This is a genomic window from Paraburkholderia sp. D15, from assembly GCF_029910215.1.
GTDB lineage: Bacteria > Pseudomonadota > Gammaproteobacteria > Burkholderiales > Burkholderiaceae > Paraburkholderia.
Map to the genome: position 1 here is coordinate 1,089,271 of NZ_CP110396.1, position 20,073 is coordinate 1,109,343.

Annotated in this window: 17 protein-coding genes; 7 read left to right on the top strand and 10 right to left on the bottom strand. The window is 63.7% G+C overall.

The features are described from left to right. Positions 1–120: 120 nt before the first annotated feature. From LFL96_RS24695 to LFL96_RS24710, 4 genes are all read left to right on the top strand, one after another. The gene (locus tag LFL96_RS24695; RefSeq protein WP_281003322.1) at positions 121–669 is read left to right on the top strand and encodes a TetR/AcrR family transcriptional regulator; all 549 of its coding nucleotides are present in this window, start codon (positions 121–123) and stop codon (positions 667–669) included. 61 nt (positions 670–730) lie between these two features. Beyond that, on the top strand, positions 731–1,729 hold the full coding sequence (locus LFL96_RS24700) for a CPBP family intramembrane glutamic endopeptidase (RefSeq protein WP_281003323.1): 999 nt from the start codon (positions 731–733) through the stop codon (positions 1,727–1,729). 232 nt (positions 1,730–1,961) lie between these two features. Next, a complete protein-coding gene (locus LFL96_RS24705; protein WP_281003324.1) occupies positions 1,962–2,885 on the top strand; it encodes a type II toxin-antitoxin system PemK/MazF family toxin in 924 nt (307 codons plus the stop codon). Positions 2,886–3,211: 326 nt separating this feature from the next. Further along, the gene (locus tag LFL96_RS24710) at positions 3,212–3,610 is read left to right on the top strand and encodes a VOC family protein (protein WP_281003325.1); all 399 of its coding nucleotides are present in this window, start codon (positions 3,212–3,214) and stop codon (positions 3,608–3,610) included. Positions 3,611–3,678: 68 nt separating this feature from the next. Here LFL96_RS24710 and LFL96_RS24715 read toward each other — a convergent pair whose 3' ends face one another. The 3 genes from LFL96_RS24715 to LFL96_RS24725 form a co-directional block, all read right to left on the bottom strand. Continuing rightward, the gene (locus LFL96_RS24715) at positions 3,679–5,268 is read right to left on the bottom strand and encodes a DHA2 family efflux MFS transporter permease subunit (protein WP_281003326.1); all 1,590 of its coding nucleotides are present in this window, start codon (positions 5,266–5,268) and stop codon (positions 3,679–3,681) included. Beyond that, on the bottom strand, positions 5,265–6,398 hold the full coding sequence (locus tag LFL96_RS24720; RefSeq protein ID WP_281003327.1) for an HlyD family secretion protein: 1,134 nt from the start codon (positions 6,396–6,398) through the stop codon (positions 5,265–5,267). Before LFL96_RS24720 ends, LFL96_RS24715 begins: the two co-directional genes overlap by 4 nt. Before the next feature lie 117 nt (positions 6,399–6,515). Further along, a complete protein-coding gene (locus LFL96_RS24725) occupies positions 6,516–7,958 on the bottom strand; it encodes an efflux transporter outer membrane subunit (RefSeq protein ID WP_281003328.1) in 1,443 nt (480 codons plus the stop codon). A gap of 122 nt (positions 7,959–8,080) precedes the next feature. Between LFL96_RS24725 and LFL96_RS24730 the strand changes: the two genes are divergently transcribed. Next, a complete protein-coding gene (locus LFL96_RS24730; protein WP_281003329.1) occupies positions 8,081–8,872 on the top strand; it encodes a helix-turn-helix transcriptional regulator in 792 nt (263 codons plus the stop codon). A gap of 83 nt (positions 8,873–8,955) precedes the next feature. On the opposite strand, the gene LFL96_RS24735 is transcribed toward LFL96_RS24730, so the two are convergent. The 7 genes from LFL96_RS24735 to LFL96_RS24765 all read right to left on the bottom strand — a co-directional run bounded on the left by LFL96_RS24735 (position 8,956) and on the right by LFL96_RS24765 (position 16,868). Next, positions 8,956–10,416, bottom strand: a complete 1,461-nt coding sequence (locus LFL96_RS24735) for a GDL motif peptide-associated radical SAM/SPASM maturase (RefSeq protein ID WP_281003330.1) — start codon at positions 10,414–10,416, stop codon at positions 8,956–8,958. 183 nt (positions 10,417–10,599) lie between these two features. After that, positions 10,600–11,184 (bottom strand): DUF1842 domain-containing protein, encoded by a 585-nt coding sequence (locus LFL96_RS24740; protein ID WP_281003331.1) that lies wholly within the window; start codon positions 11,182–11,184, stop codon positions 10,600–10,602. Positions 11,185–11,233: 49 nt separating this feature from the next. Next, complete coding sequence (locus LFL96_RS24745) at positions 11,234–11,854, bottom strand: DUF1842 domain-containing protein (protein WP_281003332.1); 621 nt, start codon at positions 11,852–11,854, stop codon at positions 11,234–11,236. A 48-nt stretch (positions 11,855–11,902) separates the two neighbouring features. Then, positions 11,903–12,091, bottom strand: a complete 189-nt coding sequence (locus LFL96_RS24750) for a DUF1843 domain-containing protein (RefSeq protein ID WP_281003333.1) — start codon at positions 12,089–12,091, stop codon at positions 11,903–11,905. A gap of 370 nt (positions 12,092–12,461) precedes the next feature. After that, positions 12,462–13,187: an aspartate/glutamate racemase family protein gene (locus LFL96_RS24755; protein ID WP_281003334.1), complete on the bottom strand. Its 726-nt coding sequence runs from the start codon at positions 13,185–13,187 to the stop codon at positions 12,462–12,464. After that, on the bottom strand, positions 13,184–14,422 hold the full coding sequence (locus tag LFL96_RS24760; protein WP_281003335.1) for a DUF917 family protein: 1,239 nt from the start codon (positions 14,420–14,422) through the stop codon (positions 13,184–13,186). The genes LFL96_RS24755 and LFL96_RS24760 overlap by 4 nt, the downstream gene beginning before the upstream one ends. Then, on the bottom strand, positions 14,412–16,868 hold the full coding sequence (locus tag LFL96_RS24765; RefSeq protein ID WP_281003336.1) for a sigma 54-interacting transcriptional regulator: 2,457 nt from the start codon (positions 16,866–16,868) through the stop codon (positions 14,412–14,414). Before LFL96_RS24765 ends, LFL96_RS24760 begins: the two co-directional genes overlap by 11 nt. A 713-nt stretch (positions 16,869–17,581) precedes the next feature. Between LFL96_RS24765 and LFL96_RS24770 the strand changes: the two genes are divergently transcribed. After that, positions 17,582–17,893, top strand: a complete 312-nt coding sequence (locus LFL96_RS24770; RefSeq protein WP_281003337.1) for a hypothetical protein — start codon at positions 17,582–17,584, stop codon at positions 17,891–17,893. Between the two features lie 195 nt (positions 17,894–18,088). Then, positions 18,089–20,044, top strand: a complete 1,956-nt coding sequence (locus LFL96_RS24775) for an SPFH domain-containing protein (protein WP_281003338.1) — start codon at positions 18,089–18,091, stop codon at positions 20,042–20,044. Positions 20,045–20,073: the final 29 nt, after the last annotated feature.

Sequence of the window (20,073 nt, forward strand, 5' to 3'; positions counted from 1 at the left end):
ATTTTTTCGGGCCTGCGTTGCGTTCGCACGACGACCGGAGCGGCACCGGCGATTTCGCACGCGACTGCGTTTCCTCCAGATTGTTTGACTGAAACGAACGTTACATGTAACGTTCGTTTCATGGATCGCAAACTCGAACTGCGCGACAAGGCGCTGGAATACTTTCTCGACAACGGCATGGCCGAGCTGTCGCTGCGTCCGTTAGGCGAGCAGATCGGCAGCAGCGCGCGTCTGCTGGTCTATCACTTCGGCTCGAAAGACGGCCTGATCGAGGCCGTCATGGACGAGGTTCGTCTGCGTGTTCAAACGTCGTTCGTCGAGCTGATGGCTCAGGCCGGCAAGTCGCGCATTCTGAAGACCTTCTGGGCGTGGGCAACGGCCGCCGAGAACAGCCGCTACGTGCGGTTGCTGTTCGAAGTCCAGGTGCTCGCCCTGCAAAACCCGGCCATGTATGGCCGCTACGTGGAACGGTCCGCGTCGAGCTGGATCGCGATCATCGAAAACGTGTTTCCGCCGTCGGCGAACCGGCGCGCTATCGCCACGCTGTGCGCCGCGGTCGTGGACGGTCTCATGCTCGAATTTCTCAGTTCGGGCGATCTGAAGCAAACAGGCGCGGCACTCAACCTGTTTGCGTCGATGCTGCAGGACAAGTTGCGCGCGCCCGTCTAGCGGCACGCTGACATACCAACCTCTTCAGGCCAATTCAAACAACAAGTAACGAGGGCAACGAATGAGCGAATCGAAAGACTACGGCAAGGCATCGGGCAATCTCGAACCTGGCGGCAATGTGGACCACGATCGGTGCGGAGGATGGCGACGCTTTTCCGGCGGCCGGTTTGCGCGCGTCTGGATGGGCCGCGACGGCTTGCGCGCGGGCTGGGCCGTGCTGCTGTTCGTCATGATCATGAGCGCGCTGCTGGCGGGGATCGCGTATGCCGCGCATCGGCTGCATCATCTGCCGCCCATGACGGGCGAATTGCAACCGTCGCGCATGCTGATCGGCGAACTCGCGATGATCTTTGCCGCCGTGGTCGCGACGAAGGTCATGAGCCTGATCGATAAACGCTCGTGGCGCGACTATGGATTGCAGGCGCCGCAGCGCGCCTCGCGCGTCGCTCATCTTGCGCAAGGGCTCTTTTTCGGCGCTGCGGCGATGGCGTTGTTGATGGGTACGCTGCGCGCTCTGCACGCGGTCAGCATCGAGCCGTCTGGCGTTGCACTCAAGCCGTTGCTCGAATCGGCGGCGTTATGGGCCGTCGTGTTCGTGCTCGTCGGGTTCAGCGAGGAAACGAGTTTTCGCGGCTACGTGTTGTTTCGACTGTTTCGCGGTGTGGGGCCCGTGGCCGCGAGTCTCGTGACGTCGGCGGTATTTGCGCTCGTGCATCTGACCAATCCCGGCGAAACGGCATTCGGCATCGTGTCGGTGGCCGCCACCGCGCTTGTGTTCTGCTTTGCGATCTGGCGCACCGGCGCGCTGTGGTGGGTGATCGGCTTTCACGCGGCCTGGGACTGGAGTCAATCGTTCGTGTTCGGCATCGCCGATAGCGGGACGCTCGCGAGCGGGCACTGGCTGACCAGCCGTCCAGGCGGACCCGCATGGTTGAGCGGCGGCGCGGCCGGTCCGGAAGGCAGCGTGCTGATGCTGCCGCTGCTTGCGATACTCGTGGTCCTCATGGTGCGGACGTTGCCGGGCGGTGGCGGGCGGCGGTCGGTGCAAGCCTGGCGTTGAGCGGGAGTGAACGGCCGGTGGATCGGCGCATTCAATACGGCATATAGATGAGCCGGCTCGTCAACGGGGCGGCGTTCGCCTGGATCGCCACCTATTCGGCATGAATGTGGAGATTCATTCGATATAGACAATTGGAGTGCTAACTTACTTTTTAGAGACTGGACAGAACCCTGTAAAATAAAGCCGCCCTCATGAGGAGAGTCACAAACCAAAAGCTCGGGTTCAATGCACGATGATTGTCGTAATCTACGAAGAAGAAGTAGCGAACGCGGCCGGTGTTGCGAGCCATGCGCAGCTTGGCTTCGAATCGCATCAGCATATCGAAGAGGTATTGCTGCCGGGTCACCCTCGGCCAGACAATCCTGTTTTCTTCACGAAGAAGTTTGTCGGGCACGCGGAATATCGGTGGCAGGTTCTGAAAGTCTGCCTGAAAACGGGTGTTGCTCCGTTGACGTACATCGTAACGCTCAGACGACGACCACAAAGCAGGAAAGACTTTTACCTGAAAAACATCCTTTCGACGCGGAAGGAGAAGGTGCGTCGGGTCATTCATCCATGGACCCTGGTCGAGGTGGAGTTTGGCCATTCGCTCTCCGTCGGCAAAGCAAGCGGCTCGATCAAGGGCAACAAACGCTACGCGGATACCGTTCAGCTCTTCAGCATGCCGAAACGCCGTCTGGCGATTGTCATGCAGGTCATCGAGCGCGATCAGGAAGATTTGTTGCAGGTGGTGCCTATCTCGTCAAAGCATCCCGGCGTAACCGAAAGGGCTTCCGTGGAAGTCACTTCTGCTCTGACAACGCTGACTCATTATCGGAAACGAAGCTGGGCAGTATGCCGCATGATTCAACCGGTCACTGCCAGTCGAATCATCGCACCGATGGTCCAGATCGGTCCGCGCCACCAGACTCGCGACAAGGGTTTCCGCCTCAAGGTGCGCGGCGCAGTCCGGGAAGCGATCAAAGATGCATTGATGTTTGGCGTCGCAGCAAATAGTCGGGTTACGGAGTTGGCGGCGGAGAAAAAGCGGGCGGACGAACTTTGCGAACAGGTCACGGATCTGCAGGACAAGCTGGAGTTCTACGAAAAACTGATGGCGCAGTCTGGCTTGACGTTGGAAGGAGAGCAAGTGGACGAGACCGCCGCCGCGTCCTGATCCCCTTGGTCTGAGTCGGCGGAAAAGACCGCTTGCCGGGGAGCGCAAGATTCCTTATAATTCTTTCACTTTGGTGATGGAACTCCCGGACAGGACCGGCCATCGCGACGGTTAAAAGCCTCCTGAGTAGCACCTTCTTTAAGATGAATCCGCCTTCATGGCGGATTTTGTCTTTCCAGGCCTGGAAATTTCTCAAGCTCGTTGTTTCTCCGTCTCGCCATTCCGGCAAACCGTTACCGCACTCGTCCTTCGTTCATCCACGGACCACCACCGTACTCAACCCGTTCCGGTAGACTGGGTCATCACGAACTCTGGAAAAGTCGGCCATGATTTCCCACGTCTTCATCGGCATTACCGATTTCGACCGTGCCCTGCACTTCTACTCGCCGGTCATGGAAGCGCTACGGCTCAAGATGAAGTTCTGCGATCGTGACAAGCCGTGGGCCGGCTGGATGGCGCCGGATGCGCCGCGTCCGCTGTTCCTGATCGGCAAACCGTTCGACGGACATCCGGCCCGTTTCGGCAACGGCCAGATGATCGCGTTTCTGGCGCCGGACCGGCAGGCCGTCGATCTCGCCTACACCCACGCACTCGCACACGGGGGCTCATGCGAGGGCGCACCCGGCTTGCGAGTGCACTATCACCCGAACTACTACGGTGCTTACTTTCGCGACCCGGACGGCAACAAGCTCTGCGTTTGTCATCACGATCCCGTCGATGCGTAGCGCGGAATCGATCAAAAGCGAGAGCCGGTCGCCAGCGGCTTTCGCTTAAAGCCCCCGATTCAATCGCTTCAACCGCGCCCCTTCCCGCGCCCCCGCAGCGCAAACGCCGCCACCGTACACCCCAGCATCGCGACACCCGCCAACAGAAACGTATCGCTATACGCCATCAAAAGCGCTTCGCGGCCCACCACCTTATCGATCACGCCCAACGCCGCTGCACGCGCATCGCCCAAGCCGGCCGACGCCAATGCATCGACACGGCCGATGTGCGCGCCGCTCAACGTTCTGACCATCTCCACCATCCGATCCCGATACGCGCCGTTGAACGGCGTGATCGCCTCGCCGATCCGCGACGCGTGCAGCTTCTCGCGCTCCACCACGATCTGACTGGCAATCGCGATGCCGATCGCGCCGCCAAGATTGCGCACCATGCTGAAGAGCCCGGACGCCGACCCGAGCTGCGACTTCTCGATACCATCGACGGCCATCACGCCGAGCGCGACCACCACCAGCGACTGTCCGATGCCGCGCACGATCAGCGACGGCACGACGACGTTCGCCGATGCATCCACGTTCAGATGTATGTTCATCAGACAGCCGATCGCAACCAGCGTGAAGCCCGCGATGATCGTCGTGCGCGCACTCGTTCTACGCATCAGCGGCGGCGTCAGAAACGACATCACGAACTGCACGAGCCCATACGGCACCATCAGCACACCGATGTCGCGCGCGTTATAGCCCTGCAATTCGGCAAAGTAATTCGGCACGAGGAACACCACCGCGAACACCGCGCCGCCGAACAGAAACTGCATCAGACTCGCGATCCCGAAGTTGTAGCGCCCCAGCAGTTTCAGGTTGATGAACGGTTCGTCGCGACGCAACTGCACGACCACGAAGATACTCAAGCCCACTACGGCAACGACGAAAGCATTCGTGATGAAGCTCGACCCGAACCAGTCCTTGCGGCCGCCCTCTTCCAGCACGATCTGCAATGCGCTGAGGCCGATCGCCATCGTCGCGATGCCGAGCCAGTCGGCCTTGCGCAAGCGGTCGAGATGCACCGGCTCGGCCTTGATCGACCAGCCGATCGCCGCGAGCAGCGCAAGCGCGGGCGGAATCTGCAGATAGAAAATCCAGCGCCACGAGTACATGTCGGTGAGCCAGCCGCCGAGCGATGGCCCCGCCGCCTGCGCAACGTTATTCGCGACGGCGAACAACGCCATGCCGAGCGGATGCCGCGACGCGGGCAGCTCCGTGACGATCAGCTGAAACGACAGTGGAATCAGCACGCCGCCGAACGCGCCCTGAAACGCGCGCGCGACGATCATCGCGTCGATGGTGGGCGCCACCGAACACACCAGCGAAAAAACCAGAAACCCACTCGTGCCGACCAGCATCACGCGCCGGATGGAAAACACTTTCACGAGCCAGCCCGTCAATGGAATCACGATGATCTCCGCGACCAGATACGCGGTGGTGATCCACGAGCCCTCCTCGAAACTCGCGCCGAGCGAGCCGCGAATGTCGGGCAGCGACGCGTTGGTGACGTGCACGTTCATGCCGGCCATGAAGCAGCCGAACACGCCGCCGAGCACCGCCACCCACGCGCGCCAAGACACCGGCTCGTGACGGCGGGAAGCCGTCGCCGCCGCGCTCATGAACGGCTCGCGACGGGTTGCACGGCGTCGTCGCCGGTATGGACGCGCGCGATCACCGACATGCCGGGCCGCAACGCCAGCGCATCGCGCGGGCCGCCGTCCACGCGGATCTTCACTGGAATGCGCTGAACCACCTTGGTGAAGTTGCCGGTGGCATTGTCCGGCGGCAATAGCGCGAACTGCGCGCCCGAGCCCGGTGCGATGCTCGCCACGCGTCCATGCAGCGTGTGCCCGGCGTAGGTATCGACGTCGATCTCGACCGCCTGGCCCGCACGCATCGCGGCGACCTCGGTCTCCTTGAAGTTGGCGATCACATAGACGTCCTGCAACGGCACCACCGCGAGCAACGGCTGTCCGGTCTCGACATACTGGCCGACGCGCACCGCGCGCTGGCCGATCGTGCCATCGCCGGCCGCGCGAATCGTCGTGTGATCGAAATCCAGTTGCGCGAGCGAGAGTGCCGCGCGCGTCATGCCGAGCTGGGCCTGTGCCTGCTCGATCGTCGCGAGGCTTTGCGCGCGTCGCTTGAGCAACACGGTTTGCTGCCCGCGTTGCGCCTGCACGGAGGCGTCGGCCTTCGCGAGCGCGGCGTCGGCGGTGAGCGCGTCGGCATGCGCCTGCTCCCAGCGCTGCGCGCTCGATGCCTGTTCGGCGGCCAGTTGCCGGTAGCGCTCGGCGTCGGCCTTGCGGCGGATCGCGCCGGCCTGCGCCGCCGCCACGTCCGCTTGCGCGGCGGCCGTCAGGCTGCCTTGCTGGGCGATCTGGGCGTCGAGCGTCGCGAGGTTCGCCTGGTCCGCATGCAGGGTCGCGAGCGCGGCATCGACACTCGCCCGCGCGCGGCTCAGTTTCGCCGCGTAGTCGGCGCTGTCGATCCGCGCAAGCACATCGCCCTTGCGCACCGGCTGATTGTCGTCGACCTCGACGCTCGTCACGTAACCCGGCACGCGCGAACTGACGGTGACGACATCGGCGCGCACGTAGGCGTCGTCGGTGCTCTCGATGAAGCGGCCGACGGTCCACCAGCGGATGCCCACGACGACCAGCACGACCACGGCGACGGTTGCCCCCGCCACGATCAGATTGCGTTTGCTCAGCGGCGACGACTTGCCGGGAACGACGGTAGTACTCATATCGGGACCTTTGAAAAAAATAACGAATCCATCGTGACGACGATGCGCTGCGATGGGGTTCAACGTGATGCAGTTCAACGACGATGCAGTTCAACGACGATGTGGTGCGCCAGCCGTCTACCGCTGCCAGCCGCCACCCAGCGCCTTGAACACCGCGACCTGATCGACAGCCAGGTCCTGCGCCGACGCGGCCAGCGCCGCATCGGCCGCGACGAGCGTGCGTTCGGTGTCGAGCACATCGAGGAAATCCAGCGCGCCCGCCTGGTAGTTCAGTTCGGCGAGGTGGAACGCGCGGGCGTCGTTGGCGCGCGCATCCTGCAACGCGTGTTGTCGCGTCCACTGCGCGCCGTAGAACGTCAGCGCCTGCTCGGATTCCTTCAGCGCGGTCAGCACGTCGCGATCGAACGCGGCAAGCGCCTCGGCGTTGCCGGCCTTCGCCTGCGCGAGGCGCGCGCGGCTCGCGGCCAGATTCGGAAAGCGCCAGCTGATCAACGGGCCCACGCCCCAAGCCATCGCGTATTGGTCGCCGAGCGATGCGAGACTGCCGGTGGTCGACAGCACATTCACCGAGCCGCCCAGCACGATCGACGGATACAGCTCGGCGTGCGCCACGCCGACACGTGCATCGGCGGCGGCCAGCCTGCGTTCCGCCTCGCGCAGATCGGGGCGGCGGCGCAGCAGCGCGGCGCCGTCGCCGACCGGAAACGGCGCCGCGAGCACCGGCGTTACGCGGCAGGCGTCGGCCTGCGCCGGAAACTCGCCGGGCGGACGACCAAGCAACACCGCGAGATCGAACAGCGCCGCGCGGCGCTCGCCTTCTAGCGTGGGCAGCGTGGCGCGCGTTTCGTCGAGAAAACCCCGTGCGCGCGTGACTTCGAGATCGGACACGAGGCCACGGTCGCGCTGCCGCGTGGTGAGTTCGAGCACGCGTTGCGCGACGCCGAGCGAGCGGTGCGCGACGTCGATGCGTGCGCCGCTCGAGCAGGTGCGCAGATAGGCTTCGGTGGTCGCCGCGACGACCGACACGCGCACGGCGTCCGTTGCGGCCTGCATCGCGTCGGCGTCCGCATGCGCAGCGTCGACGAGATGGCGCACGCGTCCCCACAGATCGATTTCGTACGACACCGTGAACGACGGCGAGTACGCCCAGCGCGTGTCGGCCGAATCGCGACGCGCCGCCGCGACGGTTTGATCGGCGCTCTGCTTGCCGTAGTTGCCGCCGAGCGCCAGTTGCGTATCGGGCAGTTGCGCGGCGCCCGCTTCGCTCAACACCGCCCGCGATTTCGCGAGACGCGCGAGCGCGACCGCGAGATCGCGGTTCCGATCGAGCGCTTGCTGAATGAGCCCGTCGAGCACGGGGTCCTGGTAGAGACGCCACCAGTCGTCCGCTAACGGTTGCGCGGTGACGGGCGCGTGTCCGGTGGAGACGAATGGTGCGGAGGCGGCGGCCGGCGTCGAGGGTGCGCGATACGGCGCATCGAGTGAACAGGCCGAGGCGAGTAACGAGAGCGCACCGATGCTTGCGCGGCGTAAGAAGTAATCAGCAAGACGGCGAGCCACGCGATGAACGGTGCGAAAAACGGTGCGATAAGCGCCCGGAAGAACCATGACAAATGCCCGGCAGTGGATTCGGAGGACAGATGGTAGAGTCCTGCGATCCGGTCATCTCTCGCAGAATTGCCATGCATCGTCGCGAAATAGACAACTTCGGTTTCGTCGAAAGTCAGAAGGCACTCGAAGTCTCGCCGGTCGTCGTGCTGGCCACTGACCAGCCCGCCCGCGCGGAATTTCCGCCGCACGCGCACAGCAGCGCGCAATTGCTCTACGCGATTTCCGGCGTGATGATCGTGCGGGTCGCGGGCGGCAGTTGGATCGTGCCGACCGGACGCGCGGTCTGGGTGCCGGGCGGCGTGCGCCACGAGATCCAGATCGCCAGCGACGCGCAGGTCCGCACCGTCTACGTCGCCGCCGGCGCCGACGCGTGCGCGACCTTGCCCGGCGAATGCCGCGTGATCCTTGTGAGCGCGCTGTTGCGCGAGTTGATCGTGACGGCAGCCGGCATCGGTCCGGCCAGCGACCACGGCGAGCGCGAGCGGCGCGTGCTTGCGCTGATCCTCGATGAAATCGCGGTGGCCGAACCGCTGCTGTTGCACGTGCCGATGCCGCGTCATCCCGCGTTCGCGGAACTGTGCGCGGCGTTGATTGCGCAGCCGTCGCTGGAGGCGTCGTTGCAGGGCTGGGCAGAACATGCCGGCATGAACGCACGCACGTTCGCCCGGGCATTCCAGCGCGAAACCGGCATGACACATGGCGCCTGGTGCCGTCACACGCGCGTGCTGCTGAGCCTGCCGCAACTGGCGAGCGGCGCGTCGGTGCTGGATGTCGCGCTCGATCACGGGTACGACAGCCCGAGCGCGTTTACGGCGATGTTCCGCAAGGTGCTGGGCGTGGCGCCGAGCGAGTACTTCAGATAGAGGTTGATCCGGGTTTGCCGCTCGCGCGTGAATGCACGCCATAAAAAACGACGCGCCAGCCACCAAAGGCTAGCGCGCCGCTCTCACGTCACCGGCTGCCCCAGCAAGTGTTCGAGATTGGTCATCAGCGTGCGGCGGTATTGCGCCTGCTCTTCGTAGGTTTGCGCGGCGGCCGCGATGTCCGCGTTGCAATGCGGGCAGGTGTGTTCATGCGCATGAACGTAGCCGTTGCAGTTGCGGCACAGTTCAAGCTTCGTCGGAAGCCGGCCCATATCCGGCGCGCGCTTGCCTTTGTTCTTCCACGTCAGTTCGATGGTCTGCCCCGATCTGACGATGCTCGACACGGGCGTGCCGTCGTCGATGCGTTCGGTCACCAGGTCGAAACGGCCCACCGCGAACGAAGCCGGCCCAGCCTCCTCGACCTTCGCGATCCGTTCGCGCAGCCCCTGCTTCTGCAACTCGATCACGCGATAGTGGCAATACGGGTTGTTGCCCGGCTTGCCGAGCAGCGAATGCGAGGTCCACGTGCAGCCGCCGCGGCACACGTCCGCGTAATAGCAGGAGCGGCAAAAGCCCCACAGGTCGTCCACCGAACGCAGCCGGCCGAAGTGAATCGCTTCGCTGGTACGCCAGATTTCCTCGAGCGAAAGATCGCGCACGTTGCCGCCCGCGAAGCCGACCGTCGCGAGCGACGGGCAGCCCTTCACCGTGCCGTCCGCCTCCAGCGCGATCACCTGTTGACCGGCGCTGCAGCCGGTCCAGTGCACGCGCTCGTCGCCGAACCCGCGCCACAGATGTTCGTACGGTCCGTAGTAGCCGATGTTGTTGCCCACGTTCATCAACAGACCGTGGTCGAGACCGCGTTTGTAGAGATCCGCGAGCAGCGGCATCAATTCCTGCAACTGGTAAGGCTGCAGCAGCAGTTCGTCGTTGTCGGCGGCATTGCCCATCGCCACCGTCAACTGAATCTGCCAGTGCGTCGCGCCCAGTTCGATGATCGTGTCCATCAGCGCCGGCAGATCCGCCATGGTCTGCGCGCCGATCTGCGTGTTCACGCTGGTCGCGAGGCCCGCGGCTCGCGCGCGCTTGAGCGTGTCGACGGCGCGGCCGAACGCGCCGGGCACGTTGCGCACCTTGTCGTGCAGCGGCGCAAGTCCGTCGAGCGAAACGCCGACGCCGTTGAGCCCCGCCTCGACCGCCGCCGCGAGCCGCGCCGGATTCAGATTGCGGCCGCCGGTCTGGATCGCGCAGTACATGCCATGCGAGCGGATCGCCTTGATGAGCTGAATCCAGTCCTTGCGCAGATACGCTTCGCCGCCGATCAGCGAGACCTCGCGCGTGCCGAGCCGCGCGAGCGAATCGATCACGTCGAGACATTCCTGCGTGTTCAATTCGTCGGGACGCCGGCGCCCTGCACGCGAGCCGCAATGCAGACACTTCAGATCGCAGGCCAGTGTGATTTCCCACACCACATGAACGGGAACGAAGCGTGTGTAGTCGTCGTCGCGCAGAAAGCGCGCCGGTTGCTGACTGGTCTCGAGCATTGTGGCGTCCCTATCTTGTGTGTGTTGCCCAGCGTGTGTGCCGTGCCTGTGCGGTATTGCTCGCGCGCGATCGGATGCGCTCCGCCCTTTGCCGCCGACACCGGCGACGCGCCTTGGCACCCCAACCACGGCACGTCGTCCGGTATCGGCATCGGGCGCGCTTTGGCGCCCGTGCCGCGCCGATCAGCTACGTCCTTCCAGACGCGCGATTTCCGCGTTCAGCTTCGCCAGTTCGTTCCTGATGTTGCCGGCATCGCCGAGATGCTGTTCGGCCTGCTGCGCAAGCGCCTTCATCTGCGTCAGATCGCCGGACGCCTTCGCCTGTTGCAGACCGACGCCATACAGCGGCGTGACCGGCTGATTCGGCTCGTGCGGCTGGATCGCGCCGACCAGCGTGACGAGCGCGTGCTCGATGTCGTGCCAGCGGCCGTTCTCGAAGTACTTGTAGCTGGCTTGCCCGGACTGCCAGCCGCTCTTCAGCACGCCGTGAAACTGGAACGTTTCGGCGAGGCCGCTGGTCGGTCCCGACGGATTGCCCGACAGCGTGAGAACGATGTCCGCCTCGGCATTCGGGTTCAGCAGCAACTGCGTGTAATTGCCCCATACGTCCGCGTGAAATTCGAGCGGCGGGTAGGTCGATTGATAGATGCGGGCCACGCCGCTCACGCGTTTGGCCGGCGTATTGACAAGCAGCGACAGCGTGAGCACGGGTGCGCCGATCGCGGGCGTCGCGACGCGCAGATTAACCGGGAAAAGACCGACGGTCATAGCGATAACTCCTGTGAACAAAGATAGCGAAGCGTGACGATCCAGCGCGTTAGCGAGCGGCTTCGAGCCGGGCGATTTCAGCCTTCAGATCGCTGAGGCCGGCCTGAATGCTTTCGCGGCTGTCGAGCTGCTGCTGCGCGAACGTCGCGAGCGTCTTCATGTGCGCGAGATCGCCGCTGGCGGCCGCGTGCTGGATGCTCACGCCATAGAGCGGCGTCGGGACGACGTGCGGACGGTTCGGAATCACCGGACCCGGCTCGAGCGGCACGAATTCCGGATCGAGTCTCGCCGGCACGTTGCCGACTTCGTGCCACGAGCCGTTGTTCAGGTAGCTGTAGTTCGCCACGCCTGCCTGCCAGTCGCTGTTCAGCACGAGATGCAGACGGAAGGTCGTGATGGAGTTCGATTCCGGGCCGCCGGTGTTGCCTTGCAACGCCACCAGGATGCGCGTTTCCGACGGCGGCATCAGCGCCAGGTACGTGAACGTGCCCCAGGTGTCGGCGTGAAAATCGAGCGGCGGGTTCACCGCCTGCGTGATCGTTGCGCCGCCGACGACGGTGCGCCGCGGCGTATCGACCAGCAGGCCGAGCGTGAGCGTCGGCGCGCCGGGCTGTCCAGTGCCGACGACATAACGGGCCGGGAACAGGCCAATACGGGGAATGGTAGCCATGCTGTTTTCCTGATGATGGATGGGACGTCGATGAAGGGAGGCGACGACTTACTGACGCTCGAGCCTGGCGATTTCCAGCTTGAGCACTTCGATCGCGGCGGCGAGATTGCCTTGCTGCTCCAGAAGCGATTCCGCCTTGGCGAGCAGGGCTTTCATCTGCGTCAGATCGCCTGTCGACATCGCCTGATGGATCGCCACGCCGTACGGGGTGATGGGATGCTGCGCTGCTTGACTCATGGTCTTCCTCGCTGAACGAAGTAACGCGTTTGCAGAGAAAACAACTTTTTTATATTTGCGCCGGCTGAACCGGCGCGCCTCGGAACGCGGGGCAGACAATGCAAGGCCTGTGCCAAACGCGGCGGAGATTGAGGAGGCGGTAAAACGGGGAGAAGATGGGGCGTCGAAGTGGACGGCGGCGTCCTTTCGAGTGGATTCGAGTGGACGAATTCATCCACTCGTCCTCGCGCGCGGCATGCGCGATGCGATGATGGACGCGCAAACGTTGGCGCGTCGGCAAGAAAAAATGCGGCGCGGAAAAACACTTCCCGCGCCGCACTTTCCGCTTCGGTTTTTGCCTGGCGTCAGTCCATAGCCGCGACGCCGCGCGTCAGGAGCCGAGCACGTACTTGCTATACGTCAACCGGCTCGGACGAACGCGCATGCGCACCAGCCCCACGAGGAAACTGAAGCCGGCGTGATTCGGATCGATCACCGGCACATACGCGCCCAGCTCCGCTTCGAGCATCGCGCCGACGCGGCTCGCCACATCGACGAAACCGGTGCAGCCGAGCAGGATGGATTGCGCGCCGTCTTCCTTGATCGCCTTCATCGCCTGCTCGAAGGTTCTGGCGACCACCACGTCGGTGTTGCCGAGATCGTCCACCGGGCAGTTGATCGAACGGATCGACGCGAAGTTGTCCTGCAGGCCATAACTCTGCGGATGGCCCCGCTGCATCGCCAGCGTGCTTTGCAGGATCGTGATGATCGAGAAGCGCTGGCTGAGCAGCAACGCCGCGGCCGCCGATGTCGGAAAACCGCCGACGATCGGAATGTCGATCACTTCTCTGGCCGCTTCGACGCCGGCCATGTCGAAGTCGGTCAGCCAGATGCCGTCGAAACCGTCTCTGGCGATTTCACTCGCGAGCTGAACGACCGGCATGCCGTTCTCGAGCCAGTTGGTGCGGTTCTCGATACACGGATGGCCGCTCGTGATGTTGCGGACCTCGACCTGAACGTCGGGCGGCACCACGGGGGCGACCGCCTGCAGGATGCGGTCGTTGAACTGGCTCGTCGCGACCGGCACGAGCACGCAGATACGAAGCGGTGCGCTCAAGACAGTTCTCCTCGCTGCGACGTCGAATGAAGTTTGCCCACGGGCACGTAGGGGCCGAGATAGCCGAGCTTCTGCAGCAGCACCTGGAAGCTGTCGAGAATCAGACCACCCGGTACGCGCAACGGCGCTTCGGCTTCCCAGCCGATCAGCGTGATCTTGCGTTTGCCGACGACGGGATTCGGCTTGCCGTCGGCCAGCACCAGGTCGCCATTGGTGAAGATCGACTGGCCTTCGCCTTCGACGAAATACGCGACGCTGTCCGGCGCCAGCACGATCGGTTGCGGACGCTGACTGTCCCACGCGAGCAGCGATTCGTTTTCGTAGATCACGGTGTACGTATGCGCGCCGGCCTTGATGCCGATCTGGCCCACGTCGAAACCGCCGCTGGTGTCCACCTTCGTCGACACGAGTTCGCCCGGCTCGGAAATCGCGCGCGCCGAAATCCCGCAATGCTCGACGAGCCACGCGATCATCTGCGGCACGTTGCGGATGCGGCCCGCGCCGACCGCGCGGCCGAGCGTCAACGCACGCGTCAGCGTGCCGCGAATCGGCAACGCGGCGGCGAGTTGTTCGGGCTTCATCTGCCAGATCGCGAGGCCGCCGAACTGGCCGAACTCCGGATCGCCGACGATCGGCCGCATCATCTGCTCGACGATCACCGACACGTCCTGCTGATGCATCGAACCACCGCCGTTGCTGCCGGCCCGCGGCGTCACGTTCAGCTCGACGTTCAAGCCACTCTGACTGACGAGAAACGCCGGACGCGGATCGATCTCCTGCGCGGCGTACGTGAGCATCGGCAGCGACGGCACGGCGCGGCCGGCGCCGTCGGCGTCGATCACCGCGAGGCCCAGCTTCGCCGCCACCAGACACGCGACGCTGAAACCCAGCGCGCCGCTTTCCGGCGGCGCGATATAGGCCAGCTTGCGGCCCTGCGCGGCGAGCCGTTCCTGCACGCTACGCACGGCTTCCACCGGTCCGGTCGGATAGGTGGCCGAGTTGATCGCTTCCGGCGCGCCCAGGTAGGCAACCATCACGGCCTCGCCCTGTGCGTGCTCGCCCGACGCTTCCTCGACCGTCACGATGCTGACCGTGTCGCGCGGGTAGTAGTCGCCTTTGCGGAAATGCGCGGCCAGATGACGCGCGGATTCGATGGTGCCGCCGCCGCCGCTGCCGAAAAACGCACCCCCGAGCAGCAAGGGTTCCAGATCCTGGGGACCGAGTTCATAAGCCATGTGCCAATCCTTTTTGATGCGGTTGGAGGGAATCGCTGTCTGCATTGCTACCGTTGCTGCCGTTCATACCGTTGATGCCGTTGATGCCATTGCCGGCGTTGATGCCGCTTTGACCGTTGTGGCGCAGTTCGGCGAGCAGGCGGAACGCACGCATCGCATTGGGCGCCGGCCGCTCCGACGACTCCGCGCGCAGCGCGCGTTCGAGCACGTCGATCGCGTCGGTGCGTCGTCCGCTCTGCTTCAGCAGATCCGCGAGATAGGTCGATGCGGCGATGCGCGCCGGCACCGACCCCAGCGCGCGGGCGGTCGAAATCGCGCTGCGCAGCCCCTGCTCGGCTCCGTTCAGATCGCCCAGCGCCCATTGCGCGCGCGCCCGGACAATCAGCAGTTCGCCGAGATACACGCGCTCCTGGCGCTCGATGGCCTCATCGAGCGCGCCGGCCAGCAGCGCCTCGCACGCGTCGGGGCGACCCGCGCGCAGCAGCAGTTCGCCGTGCTGCCACGTCTTGAATGAGTAGAACAGCGCCCCGCCGTTGTTCGCCATGTAGTTGTCGTAGCCGTCCAGCAAGGTCGTCTGGGCTTCGTCGAGCGCGCCGCGCGCGCTCAGGAAGCAGGCGCGAAACACCTTGCCCACGCCGCGATAGAACGTGAAGGCCGCCACCTTCGACACCGCGTCGAGTTCGGCGGCCAGCTCGCCAAGCCGGTCGATGTCGTTGAACAGGAACGCGAGCCACGCCGCGCCCTGCAGGTCGAGCACATGGCCCAGCGCGTGGTCGTTGCCATCCGACGTGCGGGCGATCAGTGTTTCCATCGCACGGCGCGCGGTATCGACCGCGCCGATCTGATAACTCGCCAGACCCTCGAAGGTCAGCGCAAGACCGGCGAGATCGAGCCCTTGCACGCCGATGCGACGATCCTTGCGGCCGATCCCGCTCAGGCCGCCGCGCGTGAGACAGGCCAGCGCTTCCTCGCTGTCGCCCAGCCAGAACAGCGTGTTGACCATCGCGACGTGCGCCTCGTCGAGCGTCGCCTGACGGCCGATGCCTTGCGCCTGTTGCAGCAGGTTCTGCGCGGTCGCGCGCGCTTCGGTGAGTTGCAACGTGGTGAGCTGCGTCGTCCAGACGCCGAAGCGCACCGACGCCAGTTCGTTTTCGTCGCACACGCCCTGGCCCGCGGCGAGCGCCGCCATGTAGCACGCGGTCGCTTCGGCGTGCAGCCAGCCGTAGACGCTGCGCAGACACACGCCGAGCATGCGGTACGCCTCGAACTGGAGATGGCGCGTGTCGTCCGGCCCGGTGCTCTTCAGCAACAGGTCGAGACAGCGGCGCAGCAACGGGATCGCCTCCTGGAACTGCGATGCGCCGACCAGCACGTCCGCCTGCGCCAGACAATCGCGCGCCACGCGATGACGTTCCTCACGCGCCTTCTGGCGGCGCTCGATCGTTTTGCGGCTCACCCCCAGCAGCACCGCCGCGGCGCTCTTGTTGTTATGCGTGCGTTCGAGCGCGCGATCGATCAGCAGGTTTTCGGCGGCGGCCAGTTTGTCGTCGCCGTCGAGTTGCAGCAGCATGTCCGCGAGACTCGCGCGCGATGTCTTGTCGACCGTATCGGTTGCGAGAAACGGCGCCAGCATGTCGGCGTCGATCCGGGTGCGCTCGGCCAGCACGCTCAGTTGGCTGATGAGATTGCGCAACTGCCGGATATGACCCGGCCACGCCTGCTGACATAGACAGCGCAGCGCCGCCGGGGTGAATTCGATTGCGCGCGGCTGTTGCGCGGCGAAATGCTCGATCAGCAGAGGGATGTCGTCGGCACGCTGATCGAGGCCCGGCACCGTCAGCACGAAAACGGCGAGCCGGTAATAGAGGTCTTCGCGGAAGCGTCCTTCGCGCACGGCCGTGCGCAAATCGCGGTGCGTCGCGGCCACCACGCGCCCCTCGAAACGCACGCTCGACGACGCGCCGATCGGTCTGAAGCTGCGGGTCTCCAGCGCGCGCAGGAGTTTCGGTTGCAACGCCAACGGCAATTCGCCGATTTCGTCGAGAAACAACGTGCCCTGTCCGACCTGGCGGAGCAATCCGTCGCGATGGTCGACCGCGCCGGTGAACGCGCCTTTCGCATGACCGAACAATTCCGCTTCGACCAGGTGTTCTGGCATTGCCCCGCAATTGACGTCGACGAACGGCTCGTTGCGATTCAGCGCGAGCGCGTGGATGCGCCGCGCGACCAGCTCCTTGCCCGAACCGGTCGGTCCGGTCACCAGCAAGGCGTGATGCGTCGGCGCTACGCGGTCGATCATGCGCACCAGTTGCCTGAATGCGAGCGACGAGCCGATAAACGCCGCGTCGTCCGGAGCATGTGCCGACGCGCGCCGATGCGCTCCGCTCGACGAAGGTTGAGGATCGAACTCCATCATATGACGCGCCCCCGGCACGGCCTCCATCATGATGAAAAACGGTAGGACTTCTCGAATCGCAGAACGAACGGACAACGCAATCTCACAGCCTTATGCATTTCACATAGGGAAAATTGCGTTTTCGCTCATGCAATCTGGATACTTCTACTCGGCGACTTTCAGTGTCCGCCGCGTCATGTCGATCGAATGAAATCGATCTGAACGAAATGACGCCGGCAGTTATATTTTTTATGCTTGTTAATTAGTTTTGCGAAAAGCTCCGTTTCGCAGGCGACATCAGGCCGCGGCAGCACGGTGGTTGAACGTGTTATCGGCATCAGGATCGCTAACCTTAGAGAAGATACACGGATTTTCGCGGGCCGCTCCATTGCTATTTGCACAGACGCTGCTTCGCCGCCATAGCGGCAACAGCCGATGTTCATGCGTATTTATTGTGGTTATCACTCGCGTGCGAACGCATACGTTTGCGCGGCGGATTCGGGCAGGCGAGATGAGTTGAATTGGCGTACGCAATAGTGTGGCTTCAGATAGTGTGGCTTCAATGTGTCGTGCGTGTTTCCTTTCGCTGAGAGGGAAACGGGCTGCGCAATCTACCGTTGCACATCGCACGCTTCGCGCGTGAAATCCCGCCGAGCGAAGCGCTGCTCTAAAAGCTTTCCGTCATCAAAAATTCTTGAACATTTTTTTGCGGCGAGGCATAGAATTCGATCAGTTTCGCAATCCGCGGAAAGGTCGCTGACATCTTGCAAGCCGCTACTGCTGCACCGTTTGTCTGGTTTCTGAGCTTCATCGAGCACGACGCCACACGCAATGGGATCGAATCCCGCGTGCTGCGCGCACTGGCTCCCTTTTCCCTTCTCTCGCCACGGCTTCTGCCGCTGCCTTTCTCCGAGGCCGCAACGCAGCTCGCGTTAGCGGGTCGCGTCGTGCGTCGCTCGAACGCGTCGTGGTCGCCGGCGCCGCAATCTCCGTGGCGGATCGTGCTGGCCATTACCGGCAACCCGCCCCTCTCCCGGCGCCGGGATAGAAATCCCACCACGCCGCTCGACGGCTGACGTCGCTCTACCGCTTGATCGTCCGACCGCTTGACGGCTGATGGCTTGATTGCCGGATTGCCTGATTGCGCTGGCGGTTCATTCGTTTCATTGCAGTGCCCAAGACCTTGCGTCGCACTCGTGCTCCGTCACACGGCGGCAGCAGTGGGTGACGCTCGGCCATTCGAAGTACAACGCTAAAAAGAGTCCAATAACATGCATACGTTTTTATCGATGGGTTTGTTGGTGCCTTTGATCGTCTTGCTGGTCATCGGCGTGATTCTGGTCGCCGGTTTCTGGCTATCCGGGACGGTTCGCTACATTCCGAACGACGCGATCGGCGTGGTCGAGAAGATCTGGAGTACGCAGGGATCGGTGCAGGTCGGCCTGCTCGCACTGAACGGCGAAGCGGGCTTCCAGCCCGACGTGCGCCGCGGTGGATTTCATTTCTTCACGCCGTTCCAGTACCGCGTGCATATCCGGCCGATGGTGTCGGTCACGCAAGGCAAGATCGGCTACGTTTTCGCGCGTGACGGCGTCGATCTGCCGGCGGGGCAAACGCTCGCCGACAATTCCACCGTCGACGATTTCCGCGACGTGCGCGCGTTCCTCGAACATGGCGGCCAGAAGGGTCCGCAACGCAAGGTGCTGCGCGAAGGCACGCACATCCTGAATCCGGCGCTATTCGTCGTGATGACGGAGGACACGACCTATTCGCTGTCGATGGCGCCCGAGGAACGTGCGTACTATGCCCGCATGCGCGACGTGCTCGATGAACGCAGCGCGTTCACGCCGGTCGTGATCAAGGAAGTCACGGGCACGCACGGCTCCGATCAGATCGCCGTCGTCACGGTGCAGGATGGGCCGGGATTGCGTGTCGACGAACTCCTCGCGCCCGATGTCGGCGATCTGCACAACGCCTTCCAGGAACCGGAGAAGTTTCTCGCCGCAGGCGGCCGGCGTGGTCGTCAGGAACGCGTGCTGGTGGAAGGCACTTACTACATCAACCGGCTGTTCGCGACCGTGGAGTTTCTGACCAAGACGATCATTCCGGTCGGCTATGTGGGCGTAGTCGTCTCGTACACCGGGCGTCGCGGCGATGATGTGTCGGGCAACGAATACAGCCACGGCGAACTGGTTAAAACCGGTTGCCGTGGCGTGTGGAGCGAGCCGTTGATGCCAGGCAAGTACGCGTTCAATCCGTACGCCGGCAAGATCGAACTCGTGCCCACGACCAACTTCGTGCTGCTGTGGAAAGCCGGCGAAAGCGGTTCGAACTTCGACTCGAATCTGCGCGAAATCACGTTGATCACCAAGGATGCGTTCGAACCGCAACTGCCGTTGTCGGTGGTCGTGCACATCGACTATCGCAAGGCGCCGCTCGTCGTGCAGCGATTCGGCAACATCGAACAGCTCGTCGAGCAGACGCTGGATCCAATGGTGTCGTCGTACTTCAAGAATGTTTCGCAAACGCGTACGTTCATCGAGTTGATCCAGTCGCGCAGCGAGTTGCAAAGCAATGCGTCGAGCGAGATGCGCGAACGCTTCAAGGCGTATTCGCTTGAATTCGAGGAAGTGTTGATCGGTACGCCGAAGCCGCAAACCGGCGACATGCAGATCGAGAACATCATGGCGCAGTTGCGTGACCGGCAGATCGCGCGCGAACAGGTGGAGACGTTCGCGCAGAAGCAGATTGCCGCCGACAAGCAGCGCGAGTTGAACGAAGCCGAACAGCGCGCGGCGAAGCAGAAGGAGTTGACCGGCTCGCTGGTCGACGTGTCGATCAAGGAGAACCAGGGTTCGGCGGCGGTGAAGGCTGCCGAGAAACGTCGTCAGGAAATCGAGGCGCTCGCGCAGGCCGACAAGTTCAGGCAGGAAATGGAAGGCTCGGGACGCGCATCGGCGATCAAGGCAGTCGGTGAAGCGGAGGCTTCGGCGATCAAGGCGAAGTCCGAGGCACTGCAGGGAGAAGGCGCGGACAAGCAGTTGATGCAGACCGTGATGCTGCGTTTAGCCGAGGCGTTCGAGGTATCGCGTGTGCCGCTGGTGCCGCAGATCCAGCTGGGCGGCGAAGGCGGCGGCAATGCGTTCAATACGCTGATGTCGCTGATGGGTTCGTTGAAGGCGGGGGAACTGGCGGGGTCGCTGACGTCGCCGGGTAAGGGCGGGTAGGTTCTGGCCGCGTTCTGAGGCCATGTTTT